The sequence below is a fragment of the Paenibacillus sp. Paensp38 genome, from assembly GCF_059491915.1.
Genome location: NZ_CP168516.1, coordinates 1,844,858 through 1,871,795, shown reverse-complemented (window position 1 = coordinate 1,871,795; position 26,938 = coordinate 1,844,858). Strand labels below are relative to the sequence as shown.

23 protein-coding genes are annotated in these 26,938 nt (G+C 46.0%); 3 read left to right on the top strand and 20 right to left on the bottom strand.

From position 1 onward, the window contains the following. Positions 1–277 precede the first annotated feature (277 nt). The 3 genes from ACEN8J_RS08575 to ACEN8J_RS08565 form a co-directional block, all read right to left on the bottom strand. A complete protein-coding gene (locus ACEN8J_RS08575) occupies positions 278–532 on the bottom strand; it encodes a hypothetical protein (RefSeq protein ID WP_318627212.1) in 255 nt (84 codons plus the stop codon). Between the two features lie 285 nt (positions 533–817). Beyond that, positions 818–1,411: a chloramphenicol phosphotransferase CPT family protein gene (locus ACEN8J_RS08570; RefSeq protein ID WP_449292240.1), complete on the bottom strand. Its 594-nt coding sequence runs from the start codon at positions 1,409–1,411 to the stop codon at positions 818–820. A 336-nt stretch (positions 1,412–1,747) separates the two neighbouring features. Next, the gene (locus tag ACEN8J_RS08565) at positions 1,748–2,353 is read right to left on the bottom strand and encodes a hypothetical protein (protein WP_069010607.1); all 606 of its coding nucleotides are present in this window, start codon (positions 2,351–2,353) and stop codon (positions 1,748–1,750) included. Between the two features lie 712 nt (positions 2,354–3,065). Between ACEN8J_RS08565 and ACEN8J_RS08560 the strand changes: the two genes are divergently transcribed. Then, positions 3,066–3,536: a tyrosine-type recombinase/integrase gene (locus tag ACEN8J_RS08560; protein WP_318627208.1), complete on the top strand. Its 471-nt coding sequence runs from the start codon at positions 3,066–3,068 to the stop codon at positions 3,534–3,536. Beyond that, a complete protein-coding gene (locus ACEN8J_RS08555; protein ID WP_318627207.1) occupies positions 3,488–3,937 on the top strand; it encodes a tyrosine-type recombinase/integrase in 450 nt (149 codons plus the stop codon). Before ACEN8J_RS08560 ends, ACEN8J_RS08555 begins: the two co-directional genes overlap by 49 nt. A gap of 202 nt (positions 3,938–4,139) precedes the next feature. Here the strand turns inward: ACEN8J_RS08555 and glnA are convergent, their stop codons facing one another. From glnA to ACEN8J_RS08475, 16 genes are all read right to left on the bottom strand, one after another. Further along, the gene (gene glnA, locus ACEN8J_RS08550) at positions 4,140–5,468 is read right to left on the bottom strand and encodes a type I glutamate--ammonia ligase (protein ID WP_013310575.1); all 1,329 of its coding nucleotides are present in this window, start codon (positions 5,466–5,468) and stop codon (positions 4,140–4,142) included. Between the two features lie 117 nt (positions 5,469–5,585). Continuing rightward, on the bottom strand, positions 5,586–5,999 hold the full coding sequence (locus tag ACEN8J_RS08545) for a MerR family transcriptional regulator (RefSeq protein WP_007430683.1): 414 nt from the start codon (positions 5,997–5,999) through the stop codon (positions 5,586–5,588). Positions 6,000–6,082: 83 nt separating this feature from the next. Next, positions 6,083–7,336 carry a methionine gamma-lyase family protein gene (locus tag ACEN8J_RS08540; protein WP_165146785.1) on the bottom strand — a complete coding sequence of 418 codons (1,254 nt, stop codon included), beginning with the start codon at positions 7,334–7,336 and terminating at the stop codon, positions 6,083–6,085. 111 nt (positions 7,337–7,447) lie between these two features. Beyond that, a complete protein-coding gene (gene hflX, locus ACEN8J_RS08535) occupies positions 7,448–8,734 on the bottom strand; it encodes a GTPase HflX (RefSeq protein ID WP_495594409.1) in 1,287 nt (428 codons plus the stop codon). A 113-nt stretch (positions 8,735–8,847) separates the two neighbouring features. Continuing rightward, positions 8,848–9,831, bottom strand: a complete 984-nt coding sequence (locus tag ACEN8J_RS08530; protein WP_039271232.1) for an AAA family ATPase — start codon at positions 9,829–9,831, stop codon at positions 8,848–8,850. Positions 9,832–9,946: 115 nt separating this feature from the next. Next, positions 9,947–10,642: a YdcF family protein gene (locus tag ACEN8J_RS08525; protein ID WP_029518114.1), complete on the bottom strand. Its 696-nt coding sequence runs from the start codon at positions 10,640–10,642 to the stop codon at positions 9,947–9,949. After that, positions 10,639–11,196 carry a ribonuclease FAU-1 family protein gene (locus ACEN8J_RS08520; RefSeq protein ID WP_069010609.1) on the bottom strand — a complete coding sequence of 186 codons (558 nt, stop codon included), beginning with the start codon at positions 11,194–11,196 and terminating at the stop codon, positions 10,639–10,641. The genes ACEN8J_RS08525 and ACEN8J_RS08520 overlap by 4 nt, the downstream gene beginning before the upstream one ends. Before the next feature lie 165 nt (positions 11,197–11,361). After that, on the bottom strand, positions 11,362–14,022 hold the full coding sequence (locus ACEN8J_RS08515; RefSeq protein ID WP_165146788.1) for a PBP1A family penicillin-binding protein: 2,661 nt from the start codon (positions 14,020–14,022) through the stop codon (positions 11,362–11,364). A gap of 190 nt (positions 14,023–14,212) precedes the next feature. Beyond that, the gene (hfq, locus tag ACEN8J_RS08510) at positions 14,213–14,458 is read right to left on the bottom strand and encodes an RNA chaperone Hfq (protein WP_029518117.1); all 246 of its coding nucleotides are present in this window, start codon (positions 14,456–14,458) and stop codon (positions 14,213–14,215) included. A gap of 20 nt (positions 14,459–14,478) precedes the next feature. Beyond that, positions 14,479–15,459: a tRNA (adenosine(37)-N6)-dimethylallyltransferase MiaA gene (gene miaA / locus ACEN8J_RS08505; RefSeq protein ID WP_029518118.1), complete on the bottom strand. Its 981-nt coding sequence runs from the start codon at positions 15,457–15,459 to the stop codon at positions 14,479–14,481. Then, positions 15,443–16,291: a class I SAM-dependent methyltransferase gene (locus ACEN8J_RS08500; RefSeq protein WP_495594408.1), complete on the bottom strand. Its 849-nt coding sequence runs from the start codon at positions 16,289–16,291 to the stop codon at positions 15,443–15,445. Before ACEN8J_RS08500 ends, miaA begins: the two co-directional genes overlap by 17 nt. Positions 16,292–16,303: 12 nt before the next feature. Then, complete coding sequence (mutL, locus tag ACEN8J_RS08495; RefSeq protein ID WP_340955684.1) at positions 16,304–18,478, bottom strand: DNA mismatch repair endonuclease MutL; 2,175 nt, start codon at positions 18,476–18,478, stop codon at positions 16,304–16,306. 63 nt (positions 18,479–18,541) lie between these two features. Continuing rightward, complete coding sequence (gene mutS, locus ACEN8J_RS08490; RefSeq protein WP_029518121.1) at positions 18,542–21,361, bottom strand: DNA mismatch repair protein MutS; 2,820 nt, start codon at positions 21,359–21,361, stop codon at positions 18,542–18,544. Between the two features lie 110 nt (positions 21,362–21,471). Further along, positions 21,472–22,704: a putative amidoligase domain-containing protein gene (locus ACEN8J_RS08485; protein WP_340932399.1), complete on the bottom strand. Its 1,233-nt coding sequence runs from the start codon at positions 22,702–22,704 to the stop codon at positions 21,472–21,474. Positions 22,705–22,836: 132 nt separating this feature from the next. Continuing rightward, a complete protein-coding gene (locus ACEN8J_RS08480; RefSeq protein ID WP_495594407.1) occupies positions 22,837–23,394 on the bottom strand; it encodes an outer spore coat protein CotE in 558 nt (185 codons plus the stop codon). Between the two features lie 126 nt (positions 23,395–23,520). Next, positions 23,521–24,417, bottom strand: a complete 897-nt coding sequence (locus tag ACEN8J_RS08475) for a LysR family transcriptional regulator (protein ID WP_029518123.1) — start codon at positions 24,415–24,417, stop codon at positions 23,521–23,523. 115 nt (positions 24,418–24,532) lie between these two features. Between ACEN8J_RS08475 and ACEN8J_RS08470 the strand changes: the two genes are divergently transcribed. Continuing rightward, positions 24,533–25,849, top strand: coding sequence for an amino acid permease (locus ACEN8J_RS08470; RefSeq protein WP_029518124.1), 1,317 nt, complete (start codon positions 24,533–24,535; stop codon positions 25,847–25,849). Between the two features lie 21 nt (positions 25,850–25,870). Here ACEN8J_RS08470 and ACEN8J_RS08465 read toward each other — a convergent pair whose 3' ends face one another. After that, positions 25,871–26,827: an aromatic acid exporter family protein gene (locus tag ACEN8J_RS08465; RefSeq protein ID WP_029518125.1), complete on the bottom strand. Its 957-nt coding sequence runs from the start codon at positions 26,825–26,827 to the stop codon at positions 25,871–25,873. Positions 26,828–26,938 lie beyond the last annotated feature (111 nt).

The following is a 26,938-nucleotide window of genomic DNA, read 5'->3' as shown; positions in this document are numbered from 1 at the left end:
CGTAATGTCACCTTCTGTTCAGTGTGATTGAACAGATCCATTAGTAACGCTATATCCTTCGTTTCGTTATAAAAATAGTACCCGAATGTCTTTCTCATAGATTTAGTTTTGAATGCGCCCTAACCCTCCGTCATGCGCTTGCCACTGCCGCCCTTATTGATGGGGTATTATGACTCTCTTTACGGCTGTCTCGAATTAGTTGTAGTTAGTTTCGATGTGGGCGAGGCATGTATCACGGCCTTGCGTCTATTCCGCCACCACGTTTAAATCTTAACGATTACAGAAGTTGATCAGCTAGTGTTTTAAGGCCACTTGGTACAGCAATTTGTTTGCCATCATGTTCATTTCCGTTTACATAAGCTGTGTCTTTGTCTACATAGTAAACTACACCTTCACCGCCGATAATCGGGAAGCCACTTTCGTCGTAATCCAGATTTGAACCCATATACTTGCCATACTTAACTGCTTCATCTTCCAACGGATGGAGATGGAGAATTTTTTCCTTGTCCAAGTAAGCGTAACTATGTGCCATGTTTATTGCCTCCTAGAATGGATTTTATTTGTTCCTGAATAGAGTGTAAATCCTTTCTACTCCGTACCTACTACGGATATACATAGTTCTTACTATCAGAAGAAAATAAAGTAGTAGACTGAGCCTAGAAATTGAAACAGCGACAGCAAAGGACGAAAAAAAGTCCTAGACTGTCGCTGTTCCATTGAACTAACGTTCCTCGTTAGCTTAATCCCTAAATCCCTCGGGCAGACCGAGGGGCGTAGCCCAATGTTTGAATATGGTGTTATCTGGTGAATACGCCATCTAGGAAACACTAACATTTCTTTTACTTAATTTCTTAAAAATCGAGTATTCCTTATTGGACTTAATAAAACTTATTATCTTTTCGGCACATTCTATTGGATTCATCTCTTCAGTATTTACTTCGAGGTCATATTCACCAAAGCAATATATTTTGCTAAACTGTGAAGCTACTAGTCCAATCTGTCTATCTCCTCTTTTTTGCTCTCTTTTTATGAGTTCTTCTTCCGAGCATATGACACCTATAAATAACGTAGGCTGATCGAAAAATTGATCAAGAAACTCATTAAATCTCTTGTCATTGTCGATTATGGTATCTGCTATTACATTAAAACCCAATTCTAATAACAGTTTAATTGTCGAATGGTACACTGAAAATATGGAATCATCAAGGATTTGTGAGACAACTTGATGATCTATTTCTTTTGGAGGATCATCTGGAAATTTATTATTAATAAAATCATAGTAATTATTAAAAAAATCATCAATTGATAAATGATAAAAAAGGATCTCTTTCTGATTTATGAGTTCAGTCGATATGGAGGTCTTTCCAGAACTTGAAGTTCCATTTAGAAAAACTAATATCCCTTGCTTCAATTTAATCATCCCTTCAAAAAATAATTATTTCGTATCTTTCAGATAACGTTATATTCACAAAGTTCATTAAATTATCCAACTCAGAAAATATTCGAGAAACGATTGAGCTATCCTGTCAGTTAGTTCAATAAAAAGAACGCTCGCGCGCCTTCGCTTGGGCTAAGTCCTCCTCATTTATATTCCATTTCCAATCACCTATTAAAGAACGTACGCGGGTAGCATGTAGTGCTTAAACAGGGGACTTATCTTAACCTAAGCACTAAGAAAATACTTTATTTTTCAGTCTAGACTTTAGACATCAACAATAAAGACCGCAAAGGCTTAAGCCCTTACGGTCTAATTTACTTCTGGCATTCTAAGTCCAATTTCTCCTTCCTTATTACGGCCCCGTCCATAGTCGATGATCACAAAATCCAATGTTCGGTTGACTTTAAGACTTTTCGCTAAATTTTCTATGGCCTTACGTCTTTTATCAGCGAATGTCGTAGCTGATATACCATGAATCCCTTTTTTATACTCTCTGCTCATATACTGTTGAGCTTTTAGATACTTCATCCCATCTAGGAACAAAAGTTTTGCAGCAAGCTTTTCATGCGCATCCCTAATGTTAGAGATTGCAAAACGGATATTGTTTGTAATGAGGAGATAAAACCTGTAATTTATGTGACGCTGATCCTTGAGCAAAACAGTATTTGCCGTCACGTCTGCCGTCAGTTCTTGACCTGTTACCCTTTTTGCTACAGAGCCTTCGGCTGAAAGCAAGTCATAAGCCGACATTCCGTTTTCAATTTGCTCTAATGAATGTTCATAGTTTTTGATTACATCAATTAAGTCAGTATATTTGTTTAGCAGCCACTTTGTTTTTCTTATATCTACTGCATCTATATCATCAAAGAAGATAACTGAAGTAACACTTAGTATAGAGGTATAAGCGTAATTCATGAGTCACGCTCTACTGAATCGCTTATATTCCGCTGCTCTTCTAGACTGTAGAAACATCTTGGAGGCGAGCTTTCAGCCTGGCTATCTCTGCATCCTTTTGTTGTATAAGGGATTCAGCCTCTTCCAATTTCTTATATACAGCGTCCCGATCTCGGAGAGCAGCCTCATGCCGTTCTGTTGCTTTGTCAGCTCGTCCTTCCTCATATTTAGCCCAGTTGTAATTGCCAATAGCTGTTTTCTTCCATTCTTGTATGCAATTCCTCAAGCTGTTCATACGTCAATTTTGGATACTGTTGTTGTTTATCTGTCATTGTTGTTCCTCCCAAATACGGTATCATAGAGTCTTCCCGGCTTTCTTTCATGGTTGTCCTGTATATATTTCCAAAGCTTGCTGCATCATGGGCAAAATTCAAGCCCGCCATAAATAACCATGCATTCCGTACACATTTGGTTATTGCATGTTTCATGTTTCATGTTTCATGTTGCATACCGATCATTCGTCCTTTTTCATCCTTAGCTGTTGTGAAGTAGTGGTCAATTATGAAATCACAAAGCTGTGTCGCCTTCGCTTTTTACAGAATGCACATGGATACTTCGGCATTTTAAATACTTCCGGCATGTCCTTGCCCCGTTCTATCCATTATAGGTATGGTTATTGGCGTCCAATGTGTATGATAATCCGGCCAGTCTGCATCCAATGGTGTACCGCAATATGGTGGTTCTTCAATCGGGAAGTTCCACCAAAGAACGTCTCCATAATACGTTGAATCTTCATGAGTACAACATTGAAAAGCACATAAAACCCCACTTCAAAAAAATCACATTACAAAAATTAAAGCCGCTCATGTATCAAAAATTCATAAATAAGCTTTCTAAGAGTAAAGGTAGAGGGGATAAAGTTTATAGCAGACGTATAGTAGAACTCATACATTCCACTATGCATGACGCGCTAGAAAAGGCTGTTACGCTCGGTAAACTGGATAAGAATCCGTGTGAAGGTGTGACTATCAGGGGGATTAAGAAATCAGATAAAGTAAAATTTATTGAGTCAGAGCACATTCCTGAATTTCTAGCAAATGCAAAAAAATACGGATATATTTATTGGTTTTTCTTTATGTTTATGTTAGAACAGGTATGCGAAAAGGAGAAGTTGGCACGTTACAGTGGCCAGACATTGATCTAAAAAATGGCTTGGCAACCGTTAGTAAAACTTTAGATTACGATCTCCCTGAGAATCCTGATGATTTATTTGGTGATACAAAGACATTCAACTCAAAAAGAACCTTAAAAATAAGTAACACCTTATTGGCTGCATTAAGACACCACCTAAATGTTCAAAATCAAAACAAGATCACTTTAGGCGAAATGTATAGGCATGATCTTAATCTAATTATGTGTCGTACAGATGGAAGTCCGATCCCGAAATCGTCTTTGTTCAATTCATTTTCTAGGATATTAAAACGAACGGCACTCCCCCCCTTACCTATCCATTCTCTTCGACATACGCACGCAGTATTGCATTTAGAAGCTGGTGCTGATATGAAATATGGCAGGAACGCTTGGGACATGGTAGCATCCAAGTAACATCAGACATCTATGCTCATATTTCAAAAAAAATAGAATCGAATAACATGGGGAAATATGAGTCTTTTACTGAGAATTTATTTCGATAATAAAAAGTTTGGGGGCAATTTGGGGGCGCTTTATAATTCAACTTCATAATATCCATATACTACCCCCAAAGCAAAAATCCCTCAACGCTTAGAGCGCCAAGGGATTTCCCATTTTAGTAAAGCGTCAGATATTGATCACGTTCCCATTGATGAACTTGGGTTCGGTACATATCCCATTCAATTTCCTTAAGCTCATAGAAGTAGGCCAATGCATGGTCACCCAGTGCGTCAGAGATAACTTCGCTACGAATAAGTTCAGACAAAGCTTCTTTCAAGTCTGCAGGCAGACTTGGAATGCCTTCTTCAATCCGCTCTTCTTCAGACATCACGTAAATGTTACGATCAATCGGAGCTGGCAGAGCCAACTGACGTTTGATCCCATCCAAACCAGCTCTCAGCATCACTGCCAAGGCCAAATAAGGATTCGCTGCCGGATCAGGGTTACGAACTTCGACGCGAGTGCTCAGACCACGAGACGCGGGAATCCGAATCATTGGACTGCGATTGCTTGCAGACCAAGCCACATAACAAGGCGCTTCATAACCAGGTACGAGACGTTTGTAGGAATTTACTGTTGGATTCGTGATCGCTGCCATTGCACGTGCATGTTTCAGAATACCAGCCATATAGTGGCGGGCCGTCTGGCTTAATCCGAGTTCGTCCGTTTCATCATAAAATACGTTTTCATTGTCCTTAAACAACGATTGATTGCAGTGCATACCAGAGCCATTTACACCAAACAAAGGTTTTGGCATAAAGGTAGCATGCAAACCATGCTGACGAGCAATCGTCTTAACAACGAGCTTGAACGTTTGAATCTGGTCCGCAGCTTTAATCGCGTCTGCATATTTAAAGTCAATCTCATGCTGACCAGGTGCAACTTCATGATGGGATGCTTCAATTTCGAAGCCCATCTCTTCAAGCTTAAGTACAATTTCACGACGGCAGTTTTCACCCAGATCCATCGGAGCCAGGTCAAAATACCCGCCTTGGTCATTCAGTTCTGTAGTTGGCTCGCCTTTTTCATCCGTTTTGAACAAGAAGAATTCAGGCTCGGGTCCGACATTCATCGAAGTGTATCCCAGCTCTTCGGCTTCCTTAAGTACACGTTTCAAAATGCCCCGCGGGTCACCTGCAAATGGGACTCCATCCGGCTTGTAAATATCGCAGATCAAACGAGCTACACGATCCGAGGTTACCCAAGGGAATACAACCCAAGTGTCCAAATCCGGATATAAATACATATCAGATTCTTCAATACGCACATAACCTTCTATGGAAGATCCGTCAAACATCATTTTATTATCCAATGCCTTTTCCAGTTGACTAACCGGAATTTCAACGTTTTTAATAGTGCCCAGCAAATCTGTGAATTGCAAACGAATAAAACGAACATTTTCCTCTTTCGCAATCCGAAGGATATCTTCTCTGCTATAACTCACTCTAACCTCTCCCTTTCTGTAACGACTATATACGAATCAGTTGTTCTATAAATTACTTAAATGATGAGACCTGGTTTTAAAGTAAGGCAACCTTATACCAAGAGGTAAGTCAAAGCATTATCTCTTATTGAAGAACCGTGATAATTCACCTTGGATCAGGGATACCTGTCCTGGTCTTTTGCCTGCAACAAGTTGTTGTTTCAGCAAGCGGTGAAGCTGAGTATCAGACATTTCACGGCGTTTAACTTCCGTATCTGCAGTAATAACCGTAGCTTCCTCCGATTCCTTGGTAACCGGATTCATGACTTGTTTAATTCCCGCAATGTTAACACCTTTCTCGATCAACGCCTTAATTTCAAGCAGACGCTCTACGTCATTAAAAGAGAAAAGACGTTGGTTTCCCGATGTACGGGCAGGAACTATCAAGTTATGCTGTTCATAATAACGAATCTGACGCGCTGACAAGTCCGTTAGCTTCATGACAATACCTATTGGAAATAAGGCCATATTTCTGCGAATTTCGTCGCCCATTTGTCATCAACCTTCCAGTGATCTATTATACACCTTATTGTACATTTAGCTGATGCAAAGTGTCAATGACATGTTAGAAAAACTCACAATAATTTACGTTCTTTCATCGTTTGCAGAGCCATAAGTACTCCAAATTTAACATGAGAGTAGGTTAACCCCCCCTGCATGTAACCAATATAAGGCTCACGAATAGGAGCATCTGCGGATAATTCCAAACTTCCCCCTTGTATGAACGTACCTGCAGCCATGATAACTGGATGCTCATAACCCGGCATATCCCACGGCTCCGGCACCACATGACTATCCACGGCAGCCGCACGCTGAATGCCCTGTACAAAAGCAATTAGATGCTCTGGTCCACTAAAAGAAATAGCCTGAATCAAATCCGTACGCTCTTCATGCCAGGCAGGTTTGGTCTCAAATCCCATCTCTTCAAAGACCGCAGCTGCGAATACGCTCCCTTTAACCGCTTGCCCAACCAGTGTTGGAGCAAGGAATAGTCCCTGAAATATGCCTCGTGTAGTACCTAGCATGGCTCCTACTTCTCCACCAATTCCAGGTGCAGTTAATCGGTAGGATGCCAGTTCTACATACTTTTGTTTGCCGCAGATATATCCACCCGTTTCTGCAATGCCACCACCGGGATTTTTAATCAACGAACCTGCCATCAAATCGACACCGACTTGAGTAGGTTCCAGCTTCTCGGTAAATTCACCGTAGCAATTGTCAACAAAGACAATGACGTCAGGTTTTATTTCCTTCACACGTGCTGTCATTTCTTCAATATCTGCTACACTAAACGAAGCTCTCCAATCATAACCGCGTGAACGCTGAATACCGATCACTTTGGTATTGGCATGGATCGCAGACTCCACCGCTTCCCAGTCCACTTTACCTTCCGCTGTTAGTGCGGTTTCCCCATAAGTAACGCCAAAATCCTGCAATGATCCTGTTCCGTCGCCGGGCTTACCAATCACTTTGTGCAGTGTATCATAAGGCCTCCCAGTAATGTATAACAGTTCATCCCCTGGACGTAGCACACCAAATAAAGCAGTGGCAATTGTATGAGTACCCGAAGCAAAATGCGGACGCACCAACGCTGCCTCCGCACCGAACACTTCCGCATAGACTTCTTCCAGCACCTCACGTCCCCGGTCATTGTAAGCATATCCCGTCGAACCCGCAAAGTGGAAATCGCTCACTTGCTTCCGCTGGAATGCCTGAATTACCTTCCACTGATTTGAATCTACAATATGATCTATGTGCTGTATACGTTCTTGTATTTTATGTTCTGCCGTTTCCTGAATTTGCTGTATTTCTGGACTAAAAACTACCATTTACTTTCTTGACCCTCTCTCTTACGCAGCCTTAGGCTATTCATGTTATATTATTGTTCACTTTGAACGATGAGCATTATCATTTTATTGACCCAAAAACATCATTAGATGTTAACCTTCTGTGAACTCGCTGAGCGCATGACCATACTTTTCGTACTCGCCTCTTTGAATTTCAACTTCATAAATGACATCATTGCCATCATACTCTGTCAGTAGTACATCTCCAATTCGATAAAGCACCGATGTTAAATCTCCACGTTCCGCAGGAATGCGAAATCTCAGCGTATCACCACTCAGATGCTCTTGAATCAGTTCACGAATGCCCAGCAAATCCCCTTCATCAAAAGCGCTGATTTTCAAATAACCCTCCCCGGAAGGAAGCATTTCGAGTTGCTCAGGGGTACAGGCATCTTTTTTGTTAAATAATACGATCTGAGGCTTGTCCGCAGCCCCTAGCTGCTGTAAGATCGTCTCTACAACTTTAATCTGTTCGTCTCGCATATCCGAAGACGCATCCACGACATGCAAAATGAGATGTGCCTCATTCGCCTCCTCCAAAGTAGCCCGGAAGGAAGCCACCAAATCATGAGGAAGATTTTGAATAAAACCGACCGTATCCGTAAGAATAACTTCTTTTCCACTCGGAAGTTCCATTGTTCTGGAGGTAGGATCCAGCGTCGCAAACAGTTGGTTCTCAATATATACATCGGCTGCTGTCAGTTGCTTCAACAGCGTCGATTTGCCCGCATTGGTATAGCCAACAAGTGCAACCTGAACAATACCGCTCTTTTGTCTGCGCTCCCTGTGCAAATACCGGTGACGGGTCACTTCCTCCAGTTGGCGTTTCAGATCACTGATTCGGTCACGAATATGGCGACGGTCTGTCTCCAGCTTGCTTTCACCAGGACCACGTGTTCCGATTCCGCCGCCAAGACGCGAGAGGTTTTTGCCATGTCCAGACAATCGGGGGAGTAAATATGACAACTGTGCCAGTTCAACCTGAATAATACCTTCCCGGGTTTTTGCACGTTGAGCAAAAATGTCCAGAATCAACTGTGTACGGTCAATAATTTTGAGATCCAGACTTTCTTCCAGATTCCGTACTTGGGCCCCCGAGAGCTCCTGATCAAAAATAGCTGTATTCGCTCCCAATTCTTCAGCAACTGCACGCAATTCCTCTACTTTTCCTTTACCAATAAACCATTTTGAGTCCTTGGCTTCCTTATTCTGTGTCAGGACGCTCAGTACCTCAACTCCCGCTGTCTCAGCCAGTTTCACCAGCTCATCCAACGAGTATTCCGTATTAATGCCAGATCGTTTGACTTCATCCGTAATCAGACTGACCAGAACCGCCTTGTCCTGCATTTCGGTTTGTGTATCATGAGTGGAGTTCGCCATATTGTTTGCTCCTTTATTTTCATGTCAACTCTCGAACAGAGACCGACCTGATGTTCAGGCCGGCCCCCGTTCGATGTCATAGCATTCGATGTGATTCAGATTCCTATTATCGCCTATCTTTTATCCATTTTCAAATCCTCTGGACGCAGCGTCATCAATTCCTGTTTGCCGGGTTGCCCGCTCCTGTACTGATTAAGCAACCTGACAGCTTGGTGCCGAATCGCTTTTTCAATCACATTACGAACATAGCGTGCATTACTAAATGCATGAAGACTGTCATTACGCTCGTTTAGCAAATGCTCCTTCATTTTAATTATGGACTGAGGCATGAGAATATAATCCCGCTCCTTGGCCATCATCTCGGAAATTTGGATGAGCTGATCCACAGTATAATCAGGAAAATCCAACTGGATTGGAAAGCGAGAAGGAAGACCAGGATTCGTTCGTAAAAAAAAGTCCATTTCCCCCGAGTATCCAGCGAGAATCAAAATAAATTGATTTTTTTGATCTTCCATGGACTTTACCAAGGTATCAATCGCTTCTTTTCCAAAATCCTTTTCCCCTCCGCGTGCCAAACTGTAAGCCTCATCAATGAACAACACGCCGCCAAGAGATTTCTTTACCAGATCTCGCGTTTTTTGCGCCGTGTGGCCAATATACTCACCGACCAGATCAGCCCTCTCCACCTCAATCAGATGACCTTTGCTCAGTACCCCCATTTTTTGCAGCATTTTAGCGATAATGCGGGCCACTGTCGTTTTCCCTGTACCTGGATTTCCTTTAAAAATCATGTGATACACGTGGGCATTGCTCAACAGTCCTGCATCCGTGCGCATATGGGCGATCTGCAAAAAGGCATATACCTCAAATACCAGGTCTTTGATGTTATCCAAGCCGACGAGATGATCGAGTTCTTTCTGAATTTCCTGATAAAGACTGAGATACTGCGGTAGCGCCTGTGACTTGGTTGAAGCCACTACTTCCGTCTCGTCCACAGTCACCGAAGCTATCGGCTCCGGGCTACGCAGCACGACATTAATTTGTCTGGAAGGTCTCTCCTCCGACCGCTTGCCCGCGGCGATTCCCCGTCCGTTCATGCATCCATCACCTCAACATTTCTTCAGGCACAGCTTACCCTATTAATGTATTCGGTCTGGCATGTCCTTATTAGCATAAAAGCAACGGGAACGTGCACAAAGCCTTTTCTTTAATTCAGGCAACCCAAGTTTGAGCGCTGATCCACCACCGTTGCAGCGTCCATTTAGCGTATGCCAATACTTCTCTTGATTGATGAATTGGCATATTCAGCACTTTAGATTCCGTCAGAGCCATCTGAGGATGATCAAACTTTAAGAATTGAGCAATCTCCATCGCCCGAGGGCCATGATAGCTATGTGTGATGATCACGGTAGAGGTCCATCCATATTCCTTCATAATGCGCTGGCTATAGAGCAGATTTTCGTAAGTACTGGTCGCATGGTTTTCCAACACAATATGCTGTACAGGGACCCCTCTATCTACCAAATAGCGTTGCATGCCCTCAGCCTCCGTATACGGAAAATCGGGTTTATCCAGTCCACCACTTACAATTAGATGCTGTACCGTCCCGTTGCGGTATAAGCGCAAGGCTTCTTCCAGCCTTTCCTTCAATCCAGGACTGGGCTCAGCCCCCCACATAGAAGCACCTAATACGATACCAATTTGCACTTGCTGGAGCGGAGTGGTAGAGGCGGCCGTATTCATGTTCCACACTCGGATTCCTGCCCATACCAATCCGATCAAAATGAAAATTATCAAAGAAAGTACAAGACGCTTGGTTACCATAGATATTTTCTTAAGGCGACTCTGCCTGCTTTTCAACTCAGGGCGTTGGGGCCCGATGTCTTTAATCCACTGCAAAACTTTCACCGTTCTCTCTTGAAATCACCGTTGTGAAACCATTCTGATCGGTGTTTCAGCGACATTTTAAAATAAGGGAACACGTGGGCATCTATCTGATGTAACACATCAGCCGCTGTACGGTTAGCCAATTCTGCCTCTTGCGTTGAGATATGCCCCCGTTGTAATGCCTCCTCCAATTCATCCTCATCCACCAGGAAGATTTCACCGTTTTTAAGCACCACAACATCCAAATACAGATCGTCAAACCAAGGGACTCCTTGATCAGTCACACCCTGATTTCGGCAGGTATCAATATACCATTCAACGATTTGCTCCCGATTGTCAAACATAGCAGTCACCACATAGTGCTCACCTTTTGGATAATATTGCAGCCAGGAATATCCTTTATCGGCTATGCAAAACGTATGACCACCGTAACTCTTCCATAACGGCTCCTTGAGACTCAAAATGGTATACAGGGTCATATATCCTGTAAACGCGTCACTTTCTACATACCGGCAAGCAAACTTGCGATTGGTGATTCTGCGCCAGTTGGCCCGGTCTCCGAATTTGCGCTTCATAAATGATGTTCCTCTCCAACATTGGTAAAACCAGCTTACCATATTTAAACTGTACACTCAAAAAGAACCCCTGTATTACAGCAAAAAAGGTATTTTCAGACTGTCAAAACAGTCCGAAAATACCTTTGATTTGAAGCCAATATCATCTTACATAAAACATATTTGCTAATCCCGGTTGTGACGTCCACGATTGGAGTTTGAATGACCGTTGGATTTGCTTTCCTGACTTCCATCCATAATAGCACCTGTGGTAGATGCATCTGTATTTTCTGGATTGGTCATAGTATTTTCATCAGTTATACCTGAATCCGGCGTAGTCGTCTGACCATTCCCCGTATTTGTATCGTTTCCGTTCCCAAAATTGTCGTTACTGTTGCCTGTGCCTCCAGTACCATTTCCATTGTTACCTCCAGGAGACGTTGGTACTTGGTCAGAACCAGTACCGTTATCAGTACCTCCAGGAGTCGTATTCCCCTGGTCTGTGCCGTCCTGACCATCTATATTCTCGCCATTATCCGGTACAGTTCCATCCTGATTAGGATCATTTCCTAGCTGCGGATCTATCGGAGTAGTCTCTGTCGGAATTTCTACACTAATCGTATTCGAAGCTGCGGATTCTTTACCATCCGTTCCATAAGCTACGACATAGTATTGATACGTTTTTCCAGCTACAGGAGACGTATCTTCGCCACTCGTGCCTCTCATCGCCTCCATAATCGTCCTGAAGCTTCCTTCGGAAGACTCTTTACGATAAACACGGTATTGTACATTGTCTCCCTCTGCCGCATTCCAGGACAACGATACAATTTGGGTGTCCTGACTATAAGACCCGCTCAGTCCGCTTGGAGCGGTAGCCTGAACCGGCTCTTCTGGCTTCTGCTCAACTGGTGGTTCATATCCCTTCGGCTCGCTGAATTGCGTAACCGGATGCCCCTTGAGAGCTTCACCCATGACCCTTCCGAAAAAGGCTGCCGACTGCCCACTATAGTTTCTGAGCATATGTTTACTGTCCGGCTTATCATAACCCATCCATACTGCTCCGGTATATTCTGGCGTATAACCGACAAACCAGATGTCCCGGTTACCACTATTACCGCTAATTCCACTTTGGGTCGTACCCGTTTTACCGGCTACAGGCCAGTCAATGCGTGCTTTGCGACCTGTGCCGCTATTGACTACATTTTGCATCATTTTTGTCATTTCATAAGCCGTTTTTTCACTCATTACAGATTTAGTTTCCTCTTCATGAGTATAAACTACTTGATCATCACTATTGTTAATTTGCTTAATAGAATAAGCCTTTTGGAATTGTCCTTTATTGGCAAATGAGCTGTACGCCTGCGCCATTTCAAGGGTATTCGTCCCTTTGCTTAATCCACCCAATGCGATAGCAAGTGAGTGATCGTTTTTGTCCATCGGAATGCCTACGCTCTCGGCAAATTGAACCCCTTTTTCCACACCGATTTGGTTCAGCAACCATACAGGCGGAATATTTTCAGACTTCGTAATCGCGTCGAGCATGCTGATGGTCGACGAGTAACCATGCAAGTTTTTCGGACTGTATCCGTTAAAGCTCTGGCGTTCGTTACTCAAAGGAGTATCCATCGTAAATTTACCGGATTCGAGAGCTGGCGCATAGGCTACAATCGGCTTGAAGGCCGATCCTGGCTGTCTGCGGCTCTGTGTCGCACGATTGAAGGTTCCCTTTTTGTAATCCCGTCCGGGTGCCATAGCGGCAATTCCACCTGTCTGGTTGTTAATAATGACCATCGAAGCTTGAACTGGCTGATCGTCAGGACTTTTTTCGAACATGTCATCATCTGCCATCGCCTGATCCAGCGCATTTTGAGCCTGGGCATCCATTGTGGTATGAATTTTGTAACCGCCAATAATCAGATCATTGCCGCTAACTCCTGGCAGTGCATCCTCTGCCTCATCCATGACGTATTCCATAAAATTTTGATACTTTTGAACTTTTTCTGGTTGTTTGTAATTGTAATTTACAGCCTTGGCCTCTTCCATCTCTTGCTTTCCAATCATCCCCTGCTCAAACATCAGCTGGAGAACCACCGCACGTCGTGCCTTCGAGTTCTCCGGGTTACTGATCGGATTATACTTGGATGGCCCTTTCGGAATAGCTGCCAGTGTAGCAATTTGCCACAATTTTAATTCTTTTAAGTTGGTTTGCCCAAAATAACCTTCCGACGCTGCCTTAATTCCAGAATAGGAGCGTCCAAACCAAATCCGATTTAAGTAGAGAGTAATAATTTCATCTTTAGTCAACCTCCGCTCCAGCGCCATTGCGATGGATACCTCTGTCGCTTTACGGAAAAAGGTTTTGTCACGTGTCAAAAACAAGTTTTTGGCCAGCTGCTGAGTTAGCGTACTGCCGCCCTCCACTGCCGAACGGGCCACGATATCCTTAACGGCTGCCCGGCCGATAGACCAAATATCAACTCCTTGATGTTCCATAAAACGCTTATCCTCGGTTGCAATAAAAGCTTTTTTGAGCAAGTCTGGTATTTCTTCACTTTTGACAGGATCACTTTTTTGCACAGACAACTCACCCATGAGCACACCGTTGCGGTCATAAACCTTTGATGTCTCATTCACTGTGATTTTGTCCTTGTTCGCATCGTAAATTTTTTCGCCATTTACCATGACAAATAAATAGCCACCAAGTGCGCAAAATATAGCTACCGCCGCGGTAATAAACAGCGTCCATCCAATTCGCTTACCTGTAATTTTCTTTTTCTTGCCCTTCGGCTTCTCTTTAGATGTGTTTCTATTGCGATTGCCGGATCTGGACAATGAATCGTTTGGCATTCCCCTGACTCCCTTTCGCGAATAATCATATGGTACCTAACATAAGCTTAAAGCTTGCTGTCGGCAACTTGAAAGTAAACGGAATGAAAAGAACAACCCTGATCAGGTTGCTCCCGGTCACATTCCTATACAGTTAGACGAGACGGACGCCTGAAAAGTTTCATGAACCCGGACGACCGTCAAGCCGTAATCAGTTATCGCTAGCGCTATCCTGTTGCTGTACAAGCGATACATTGCGTTGCGGTGTAAAGGTGGAGATGGCATGCTTGTAAATCAGCTGCTGCTTTCCATCCGAGTCGATCACAATCGTAAAATTGTCAAATGCTTTAATCGTCCCTCGCACCTGAAATCCATTGATGAGGTATACCGTTACAGGTATAGAATCCTTGCGCAATTGATTCAGAAACGTATCTTGGATATTAATGGACTTGTTCATTTTAGCCGTACCCCCAATAATCATTTGGATTGTTTTGAAGTATATTCAAGGTCTGTCCGGAACTTTCCTGCTATAATTTCGTGTATTTGGGCTGCATGAGCAGAAAAATTTCCGAAATCAGTGACATCTACCCACTGGATATCCTTCATATGGCGAAACCACGAGAGCTGTCGCTTCGCAAAATGACGCGTATCCCGTTTTAGCCAAGTCACCGCCTCTTCCAAAGACACCTCTCCCCGCAGGTAGGAGGATATCTCTTTATAGCCTAGACCTTGCATGGAGATGGCATCGCTTCGCACTCCCCGTTCCATTAAGGAGGTTACCTCAGCAACAAGCCCTTGATCGAGCATCCCGTCAATTCGGTCTTCAATACGTTTATATAGCATTTGCCTATCCATTGTCAAACCTACGATGCAGAGTTGGTAGGGAGATTCCTTTTTTTGACTGGCAAGTTGAGAGCTAAGTGTCGTTCCGCTAACATGGTAAATTTCCAATGCCCGAACGACACGACGACGATCATTAGGATGCAAACGAAGTGCACTTTCGGGATCAACCGCCTGTAGTCGCGCATGAAGCGCGTCAGCTCCAAACTGTTCGGCATAGTCCAGCTGCTCCTGACGAAAAGCTTCGTCAGCCCCTACCTCGGAAAACTGGTATTCATAGCAGACTGATTCTACATATAAACCTGTTCCGCCTACGATAAACGGTAGCTTTTCTCTAGATTGAATATCAGGTATGAGACGACGACAGTCCTCCTGAAATTGGGCTACTGAATATGGGTATTCAGGCTCATGAATATCAATTAAATGGTGCTTGATTCCTTCCATTTCCTGTTCGGAAATTTTGGCAGTTCCAACGTCCATATGACGGTATACCTGCATGGAATCCCCGGAAATAATTTCCGCGTCAAATTGTCGAGCCATCTCAATGCTTAGTTTCGTCTTGCCAACCGCAGTCGGGCCAACAAGAACGAGTAGTTTAGGCTTAGGTGCCACTGTCAATATCGATCACTCCGTACACTGTTTTCGTTGTGCCCCGCTGCTCTACACGGAAGCCGAGGCGGGCAAATTCCCCGCTACCCCGTTTTTCTTTTAATACAATTTTTTTTCGTGCAATCCGTTTCGCATGAACAATACTTTCCTCACTCAACGCGTCTGGATTTGCCAACCCTCTCAATGGACCAATTGCGCTGGAATCGAGCAACGGATCACGAAACATAGGGTCAAAATAAATAATATCTATACTGCGATCCGGCAAACTACGCAAATAGTCCAAATGATGACCAAAACGAACGTCAATGTTGGAAAAGGCTTTATCTACTTCAGCGTTGCCGGAACGGTAATGCCTCATTCCATCCTTGATTAAAGCGTAGACGGGGAAAGAACTCTCCACAGCCGTGACTTGTCCAGAGCTTCCCGTTCCAATTGAAAATAGAAGAGAATCCGTACCAAGTCCTGCAGTGCAATCCAGCACGGTATCACCCGGGACGATCCGGGCAGCCGTCAACATCGGGTCAGGTTCACCCTTTAATACCCGTTTGGCGCGAATGAAGCCCATACTGGGGTGAAAAGCCATCGGTGGTTGTTCTGGGCTAATCAGCCTTACTGCGCCCTGCACCAGAACCAACGCTTGACGGACTCTGTGAGCCGCAATTAGCTTAGCTACCGATATGCCACGACGAGGGGCATACAGCGCCCCTAACTCGGCTGCAAGCAACTTCGCTCGCTCCACAACCTCAGCCGAGGGGGAATCCCCTGTCGTGACGAGTAATTCGACTTGCTTTTCCCGTAGGCTCGACTGCTCTTCTTCACGGTTTTCCCGATCCTGCAACATATATATACTCCCTTACATTACTCTTTTAAACAGCTTCTCTAAATCATATGTGGAAAAGGAAACCACAATAGGTCGCCCATGAGGGCAAGTATAAGGTTGTTTGCACGCTGCCAAACGCTCTAGCAGCACAATAGCCTGCCGATCAGTCAGCTTCTGGTTTGCTTTAATCGAAGCCCGGCAGGAGCACATGATTGAGGCTGCTTCCCGCAGCTTAGCAAGATCAATGGCTCTTTCCTCCAGCACCCATCCGGCCATTTCCTCAATGACATCCGCTTCTTCCCCTTGGGGAAGCCAGTACGGGTAAGAGCTGACACGGAAGGTTTGACCGCCAAAATGCTCCAGATACACCCCCGCCTGTTCAAACCAGTGCAGCCTTGTTTTCAACTTTTCCGTTTCGGAAGGCGTAAAATCCAGTGTAATTGGCAGTAGCAGCTCCTGCGATACTGACTCGGGATTGCCGAATTTTTCATAATAAAATTCATAATTGACTCGTTCATGTGCGGCATGTTGATCAATTAAATACAAGCCCTGGTCGTTCTGCGCAATCAGATATGTCCCATGGTGCTGACCGATTAAATTCAGTTCAGGAAAAGTAGGCAGCTCTGGAACTTCTCCCGACACCGCTGCCAATTGCTCCGCATCCAGACGTTGCTGGCGCGGCTTCTGATCCGCGAAATGACGGGAATCCGTAGCTTGTCCTGCAATCGGCGGCATAGAAGATGGGTAAGCAGCAGAAGCAGCTGTTTCCTGTATCCCTCTGCTGTATAAGGTAGTTGTGCCTATTGCGGCATTATCTCCTTCGGACGACTGTACGGTCGCCCCATCAGGAAGCGGCACTTCCCCTTTAACTTCACTCCCGTTGTTTTCTTCCACAAAATCTGCATCCAGTTCATCATCATTAATACTTTTACCTGAAAGATTGTTTGCCCGTCCAATGGCTGAGAGACTATCCCTGCTCGGACGTTGCTCACGCTCCTGGCTACCCCTGTTATTCTCTTCGTTCCTGTTCAAGTAATTGGATTGGTGCGATTCCTGGCTCTCCGGCGAAGTTACGGAAGGTGGCAGTGCTCCCCCCCGGTCTTTGCCGGAAGGAGCATCCCCTTCCGCACCATTTCCCTTCGAGAAGTGAAACTGCTCCTGCACAAACGAGCCACTGTCCTTGCCACCGATCTCGCGCTTGACTGCCTTCGGAATCAGCACTTGCTGCCCTAAGACAGCTTTTACCGAATCTTCAACCAGCTGAAACAGTTCAGCTTCTTTACTGAACCTTACCTCCAGCTTGGCAGGATGAACGTTAACATCCACCAGAGAAGGATGCATTTCCAGTTGGATCACAGCCAGCGGAAAACGATTGATCGGCAACAAGGTATGATACGCCTTGAGCAACGCCTGATTAAGCCCGTAGCTTCGTACAAAACGTCCATTCACTACTGTCGAGATCGCATTGCGATTTGATCTCGTCCACTCTGGGCGACTGACATAGCCACTAATTCGGTAATCCAGGCTCTCTCCTTCTAGCAGCAGCATGGATTTCGCCGCAGAAGTTCCGTAAATAGCGGCAATCACCTGCAGCAAATCACCATTGCCCAGCGTTTGCAGCAATGTATTGCCATTATGCCGCAATGTGAAGGCCACTTCCGGGTGCGAAAGCGCCATTCGGTACAATACATCCGAAATGTGTCCCAGCTCGGTCTGGATTGTTTTCATATATTTCAGCCTTGCAGGTGTATTATAAAACAGCTCCCGTACGGTAAAATCCGTCCCTTGCCTACTAGCAGCATCCTCGTGAAGTAACAGCTTACCGCCTTCAATCACTAATTTACGGGCACGCCCGTCATCTCCGGCTGCTGTAAGCAACTCTACTTTCGATACTGCCGCAATACTTGGCAACGCCTCTCCCCGAAAGCCGAGACTTGTGATCTGAAACAGGTCGCGACCATGTCCAATTTTACTTGTCGCGTGCCGATAGAATGCCGTTTCCACGTCTTCAGGCTCAATGCCACTTCCATTATCCGTCACCCGGATACTTTGCAAGCCGCCCTCTTCTACCCATACGTCCACCCGCGTACCGCCTGCATCAATCGCATTTTCCACCAGTTCCTTCACGACGGAGGCTGGACGCTCCACGACCTCACCGGCAGCAATCTGGTTCGCAATATGTTCATCCAGTACCCGAATTTTAGACATCCTTTTAACCTCCTCCTGACTTCAAAGTGCGATGAAAAATAAGAATAATGTCACTTATTTTAACTACAGGCCATTGGCCTTATTTTTAAGATCATTTAATAGCTGCATTGCCTGTAAAGGAGTCATATTCATGACATCAGCATTCTTCACCTTGCGCAAAATTTGGCGCACAATTGGATTCGTCTCTACTGTCTCTGCGTGGGGCTTGGAGGTGGCAAGCTCCTGCTCTCCAAAAATGGACAGCTGTACCACTTCGGTTGCTCCTTGCTCCAACCTGCTGGAATCCTCCACAGTCTGTAGAGTATCTTCTTTTACCAGGGTCGCCTGCTGTGATAAAGACTGAGCTGATGATGCAGTTTCTCCGCTTTCTCGCAATGTCTGGCCTGAATTATATTTGGTCAAAGAAGAAATATCCTCTGTCCCTGAAACTGTACGAAGATCAGTCCCTTCCTTCCCTCCTACTACTATCTCGGTACCTGCCGTTACTTGAGCCGCTGCCTGTTCAAAACCATTCAGCAGTCCATTCGCTCGCTCAATAATGTTATTGGGCAAGCCTGCAAGCCGAGCACAATAAATACCATAGCTACTGCTAGCCGCTCCCGGTATGAGCTTGCGCAGGAAATTCACTTTGTCGCCGCTTTCCTGCACGGCCATAGAGTAATTTCGCAGCGAAGACAGGCCTTGCTCCAAATGCGCCAGCTCATGGAAATGCGTGGATACCAGTGCCTTACAGCCGATCGTGTCATGGACAAATTCGATGACTGCCTGTGCAATTGCCATTCCTTCACTGGTAGACGTACCTCGTCCCAGTTCATCAATAATGATCAAGCTTCGCGGAGTTGCCTTGTCCGTCATTACTTGGATATCTGCCATTTCGACCATAAACGTACTCTGCCCGCCGATAAGATCATCCGCTGCGCCGATCCGTGTGAAAATGCGATCCAGCATCGGCACCTTGGCACGTGCAGCAGGGACAAAACAGCCAATTTGAGCCATAATTGCAATAAGTGCGACCTGACGCATATACGTACTTTTCCCAGCCATGTTCGGCCCGGTGATAAGTAGAATATGCGCATCCGCTTCCTCCAATACCGTGCTGTTGGCGATAAAACCGCCATCTTTCATTACAGCCTCCACCACGGGATGGCGACCCTGCTCCACTACGAAATCATATCCTGTAGTCAGCTCAGGTTTCACGAATCCCCGTTCCGCGCTAACCGATGCCAGCGACTGATACACGTCAATTTCAGCCACTTGCTCTGCCAGCTTTTGCAAACGGGGAATTTCAGCGTTTAGTTTACTGCGAAGCTCGGAGAAAAGCGTATACTCCAGATCAACCATTTTATCCTCGGCTTCCAGAATTAGAGATTCCTTTTCCTTCAACTCCGGTGTAATATACCGTTCCGCATTCGCCAACGTCTGTTTGCGTTCATATCGACCTTCTGGTAATGAGGCCAAATTGGATTTGGTCACCTCGATATAATAACCAAATACTTTGTTATATCCAATTTTAAGTGACCGAATGCCGGTTGCTGCACGTTCCTTGGCCTCTAGCTCAGCGATCCAACGTTTACCGTTCACACTCGCCTCGCGCAGTTCGTCCAGACGCTGATGGTAGCCTTCCTTAATAAGACCTCCATCCCTTACGGAAATCGGCGGTTCATCCGCCACCGCTTCCTCAATCAATGTACACAGGTCTGTACAGCTATCCAGCGTTTGTGCAATCTGTCTCAGCGTCTTCGAAGGAGATTCAGCGCACAATTCGCGTAAAGAAGGAATTCGGACCAGCGACAGCTTGAGAGCGATCAGATCACGTGCATTAGCACTACCAAAGGCAATCCGCCCAACCAGACGCTCCAGATCGTAAATCTCTTTAAGCTGAGCACGTACATCCTCTCGGAAAATAAACTGGTGGTATAGCTTGTCCACCGCCTCCAAGCGTTCCTCAATAAGACTGCCGCTCAACAACGGCTTGTCGATCCAACGACGCAACAGACGCGCTCCCATGGAAGTCTCTGTGCGATCCAACAGCCACAGCAGCGAGCCTTTCTTGGAGCGTTCACGTACTGTCTCCACCAGTTCCAGATTCCTGCGGGTAAATGGATCCAGAATCATAAAATGGTTTGGCTCATATACGGAGATTTGGGTCAATTGGCCTAACGATCTTTTTTGCGTTTCATTCAAATAGGAAATCAAGCGTGATACGCACCGTCTGCGTTCCTCCGTAAGCCTTGCCCACGTGGCTTCGCCAAATTGATCCCGAACCAAATCATCCTTGGATTTGTCCCAGGCCGTATACACAACACGCCGTCCAACGGGGGACATACGGGAAGCCACAAAATCAAGCAGATGACCATCCCCCAACATTTCGGACGGCTCATAAATGTTTATTTCATCTAGTAGCCATTCTTTCGAATCAGGCACAGAGGTCACATACAATTCACCTGTTGACAAGTCGCACGCCGCAAGAGCCAGCATCCCGTCCGTCTCTGTGACACATACCATGTAGTTGTTGGATTTATCACCCAGCACCTTGCCTTCCATTACTGTACCCGGGGTCACAACGCGGACAATATCCCGCCGCACCATTCCCTTCGTAGCTGAGGCTTCCTCCATTTGCTCACAGATGGCCACTTTATAACCTTTCTCAATGAGGCGCTGTATGTAATTTTCCGCTGAATGATAAGGCACGCCGCACATCGGAATTTTTTCCGTGGCGCCACCCTCACGACCCGTAAGTGTAATTTCCAGCTCCTTGGATGCAAGAATTGCATCATCGAAAAACATCTCGTAAAAATCTCCCAGACGGAAAAACAAAAATGCATCTTTAGCCTGCTCTTTTATGGATAAATACTGCTCAATCATCGGTGTATATTTAGACATACCGTTTACTAACCCCCACACTTTGTTCCGTTTAAACTTATAATTATTTCTCATTATATCAAAAATGACAGTCGATAACATGAAACCATTCCTGGTGTCGACACTTGATTTTACGTAAGCTTCCAAAAGGGGCGCAAATCCCGTGATTCATCCCACTGCTTCCCCTTGCGGAGGCTGTCCAGCAATGGCGCTACATAAGCTTCATATTGCGAGTATATTTCCAGTGAAACCATATCCAAAATAAGAGGTTCCATATACTCCTTAAGCACAAATTGATTTCCTTCATAAAAGGCTCTGTGAGCCTCCTCTTCACCCAGCGGCCTACGTTGCAAACGCGGATATTGAGTAGCAATGAGAAACGCCATACCAATCACACCTTTCGCTAGCTGTGGCGAGATAAGAAAACTGGGCAGTGTACGATATTCAAAGCCTCCATACGACTGACGTCGAAAATCACCCAAATTGCCATAATGCGGTCTGCGCCGGGCCGCACGCTTGTCTTCCAGTAGCGCCAAAGGCAGTGCCAAATAGTTATCCAGTGCCCGGAGCAAGGCACCGTTTAGCGCAACCCCGCTGAAATGCAGATGTCCGCCCAGTGGAAAACCCGGTTGCGGCATCCCCCCCGCCTGCCAGATGAGTGTGCGGTCGGTAATGCGCCGGGCTGCGGTTGCAAAAGCTTGACGCAGGTGCTTCAGCAGACGGTCCGGATCTCCACTCGGAGCAGGACGAAGCTCAGCGACTGGATACAGCGTTCGTCCTCGACGCGTAACAGCATCGCAGCCGGCTATGCCGAGACGACCCAAATATCTTGAGGCCGGCACGACCCGTCCCTCTGGCATACGAATCAGCACAAATTCAGGGTCCATTCCGATGAGTAGTCGATCTTTCCCTCGTTGCGCTGAAAGATTCTCACCCTCAACATCCCCTTCGCGCGCAGCAATTTCATATAGCGCGGCCAAACGTCTATCGTTCAACCATGGCTGTGCCGAGACTTCACGCACCTGACAGCTGCGCTCCCCCAGCGGCGTCAGTATCACCTCACCACTGTCCAAACCCAGTGTATACAACGCACGTACAGCTAGCCGCTCCATCCGGACATAGAGCGGTGAATGTTGATCCAGTTCAGACAGATCGTATGCGCGGACTTTGGAAGGGCCTTCGATGGCACGCCTACGAATCTCCAATACTCGCAGTTGATGGATTTGCACCGCGTAGCCTATCGCAAAATCTGCTATACTGCTATCCATCCACTGCACCGCTATGCCTGAACGCTCCAGTCTACGCTTTTTTTCATCATTTGGCATCTGCCTGAAGCGTATGAGCGCCTGTCCTGGCTGCTGCATTATATCCCCCCTACGAACTACGTACGGATTTCAATCCAATTTCAACCCGCAACAACAAAAAAGGAGGGCCTTTGCCCCCTGCGCAGAATCAGCCGGCGCAAGAGTAAGCGGCCCTCTTTTTGGTTGCTTCTGTCAGAGCTCGTCGTCAATGAGGTCGGGGTCGAGCTCCTCATAGTCCCCCTCTTCCGCTCCAAAATCAAAGTCTTTGTCAAAATTATCGCTGCTGCCATTCGGGAATACTTCTACAACAATCTTCGTTTCCGCCACCAGCTCCACCGCAAATTCCCGCTCGACCCGGATCATTACGCTGCCACCTCCAGAAGACACACTGGCCTCGACGCAACTCGGCTCCTGTGTAGCTTCGGCGGATACTTCCACTGTAGACGCCCGGTGCTTCGGATCAAGATACGAGAGCGGCACATTTTCTACGTACGACACCGTTTCCTTGGCAACATCGGTCTGCGAGTTTTTATCGTATGAGTACCAAATATTGATATCATACGTCCCGACGACCTCAATGCCGTCCCCCGCCGCCACAGCTTCATACTGGTGGTTAATAATCCATGCCCCTAAAATGCTCGTCGGATTATTCGGCGGAGTTACGGTATGGGTTACGGTAGAGAATCTGCGACCTTTACCACAGATCGCTTTGGTAATAATCTCTCTACGATTTTTATGACTTAATGCCATTCTTGAACCTCCTCCATACAATCAATCATTCCATACATATGTATGCAGGTTGTGGGCGAATGTTGAGTGAATAGGCGAAAAGGAAAAAATATTATTTGTATAAGCATATGCCGTGATGGCTTGAACTCATGCACGCCAATGTGTTACATGCTGCTCAACGATCTGTAAAAATTCGCTAAGAGCCGGGGATTTCCACTTTTTCGTGTGATAAGCGACCTGAGTAGCCACCTGCTGTTCACTGTCATCCCAGGCTAAACGCGCCATTTTACCTTCTCGCAGCTCATTTTGTACCGTTACTAGCGGGAGCAACGCAATACCCAGCCCAGCCATGACACACTGCTTGATGGCTTCAATACTCCAAAATTCCAGGCTAGGGTCTGAAAAAATACCGTGTTTATTCAGATACTGCTCAAAAAGGATACGGTACGTACATCCTGCCTCTGTATGCAAAATGGTTTCATCCTTCAAGTCGGCAGGCTCTACCTGGGTATAGGTAACCAGCGAATGCTCGAGTGGCGCAACCAAGGCCATCGGCTCGTGAATAAGCGTGGTGACATTCAGTTCTCTATCCTCTGTCTCGGGCTGAAGCAAAAAAGCCAAATCCAGCTCACCGGAACGGATCAAATCGCGTAATTCCCAGCATTCGCCGGGTTTGAGGACAATTTTAACCTTCGGATACCGCTCCCTGTACTCACGGATCAGACTCGGTAGACGAAAAGCGGCCAGAGACTCTGGTGCTCCTATTTTCAGCGTGCCTGCCAATTCCGTTTCTGAACGAAGCGCATCCTTAGCCATAGCATGCATCTTGGAAATTTCCTGCGCATAGGGCAGCAGACGTCGCCCGGCATCCGTCAGCATGATTTTCTTGCCAATGCGATCAAAAAGCGGCGTACCCAACTCAGTCTCCAGCGTTTGAATTTGAGCAGTGATACTCGACTGTGCATAATCCAGTATACGCGCTGCTCGCGTAAAACTGCCTGCCTCAACTACATTTAAAAAGGTAAACAAATGCCGCGATTCCATAATCCGCTCCTTCAATCGTTTTTTCCGATGCAAGCAATCGTTATATTCCGTTTTTCCGATAGATTGATTATCTGATAAGCTGGAGAAAATAACAATAGAAAGAAGGCTTTTCTGCATGACAAGTGAAAGTAAACTTCAATCCACCATTGGTCTTCCACAGGCCATTGCACTCTATATCGGAGCTGTACTGGGTTCGGGAATATTGATTGTGCCTGGTCTTGCCGCCCAAATGGCGGGACCGGCATCGCTGCTGGCATGGGGTTTTATGACCCTGCTCATCTTGCCAATGGCACTTTCTATGGGTCTTCTATCCGCCAAATTCCCGAATGCGGGTGGGGTATCACATTTTGTCACGTTGGCCTTTTCACCACGTGCCGGTGCTTATATCGGGTGGTTTTTTCTCATGTCAGTTCCGATTGGGGCTCCTGTTGCCGCACTCACCGGAGCCGGCTATATGACCGCAGCCATGGGCTGGGGAGAGGAAAGCCGCATGATGTTAGCCGCTGCTATGCTGGCGGTGGGCCTGATCATCAATTGGATCGGCATGAAGGTCGCGGGACGTATTCAGATCGCAGTCGTCATAGCTATCGTTGCTGTCCTTATATTCGCCATTGCCGCAGCACTTCCTCAGATGAAAACAATCCACTTCACCCCGTTTGCTCCACATGGCTGGCTCTCCGTCGGTCAAGCGGCCGCGATTCTGTTTTGGTGCTTTATCGGTTGGGAGGCCGTGTCCCATATGTCAGAGGAATTCACTAATCCCCGGCGGGCGGCCGTTAGAGGTGTGACCATTGCAGCCGTCATTGTTGGTTTGCTTTATTTCTTAACAGCGCTGGCTACTGTGGGCACACAAAGTTACCTTGCAGGGGGTTCGGATGCTTCGCTCGTATGGGTGATTAGTCGGGCTATTGGGCCATGGGGCGCGATAATTGCAGGCTTGACGGGTATCTTTATTTGTACCGCTACTATTATTGCTTATGTGGGTGCCGCTTCACGTGTCGCTTATGCTTTATCCCGGCAAGGACAGGCCTTTCGCTGGATGGGCATGTTATCCCAACGATTCCACACCCCTATCGGAGGCATTGCTTTTCTTAGCGTCTGCTTCGTGATCATTATGGTGTTGTACGGTAGTGGTACTGTTTCACTCACTAACCTGATCCAGTTCCCGAACGCCACCTTTATTCTGACCTATCTCGGCGGTTGCGCAGCAGGAATTAAACTTCTACGTGGTAGTCGCTGGGGCGTTGCCATTAGTTGGATATCGTTTATCTCTACAGCGGTCGTTTTCCCCTTTGTCGGATGGGCTATGCTGTATCCTTGCCTGATCACCGCTGTCTTATGGATCACAGACCGAATTCGGCACAAACGGACTTTAAACCATCCGGCTTCTACCGACACTGAACAAGAAAAGGCTACTGTCCGTCATGGATAGTAGCCGCTCAAGGCCTTTACTCTAATTTCTTACTGGAGTAGGGGCCTTGTCCTTTTTCGCAATTTTCAAATACTGATGAAGCTCATGTGTAAGCTGTAATAATGCCGAACGAATCTCAAATTCCTCCCGGGTTGCGGGAAGCTCCATGGCTTTAAATTCTTCACGAACCTGCTCCAGCAGCTTCTCGGTCTGTCCCGTATAATGTCCAGCCAAAACGTCATTGCTAAGCTGGTCGAACAGCTCAGCCAGAAGCTTGGCCTGCGGCATATGCTGATACATTTGTGCGATCAACTGCATCATGTTTTGGATCGAATCCAGCTGTTCTTTTCGCATATAAAAATACACATTCCAGCCCTCTTGGGGACGAAGCATCTGATTTTCCAAGGAACGTCCCGCCTCAGTGACCCCTTTGGCTATCACGCTGTTCGCTTCAATAACTTCCTTGCCATCCCATATGTATGCTGGACTACGCAGCGTATTGGCCATATTTCTGAATATAACAGAAAATGTCCGATCTACCTCCTGCCGAATTTGTTGCATGGTATTATCAGAACCCGGCATATAGGCTAAATTGACAATCATTGCGGAACCCAGTCCAATCACTAGCAGACCTAGCTGGGTCAGCAGTACCTCCATATCAATCACGCCGCCGCTGAATACGCGAAAAACCACGACCGAACCGGTGACAATCCCTTCTTTAAAGCCCACCCGTACAATGACTGGAAACGCCGTTAAAATATATAATGCCAGTACCCAATCATGGAATCCGAATACTACAAACAAAACACAAGCAAAAAGAAGCCCCACGACGGATGCAAAAAATCTCGCCGAAATAGTACGGAGACTTCTCTTGCGTGTGACATCCACCCCCAATATCGCTAAAAGCCCTGCTGAGGTAGCACCATGAATGCCAAAACCCTCCGCAATAAGTACGGCCATTAATGCGGCAATAGCCGTTTTAATCGTACGAAAGCCCATGAAAAAATTCTGTCCTCTCTGGATGAAATCTGTTTTAGCATTTTCATAAATTTTAAGTATTTTCATTTTTCATGGTACTTTATTTTCACGTTTTACACAAATGTTCAGAAC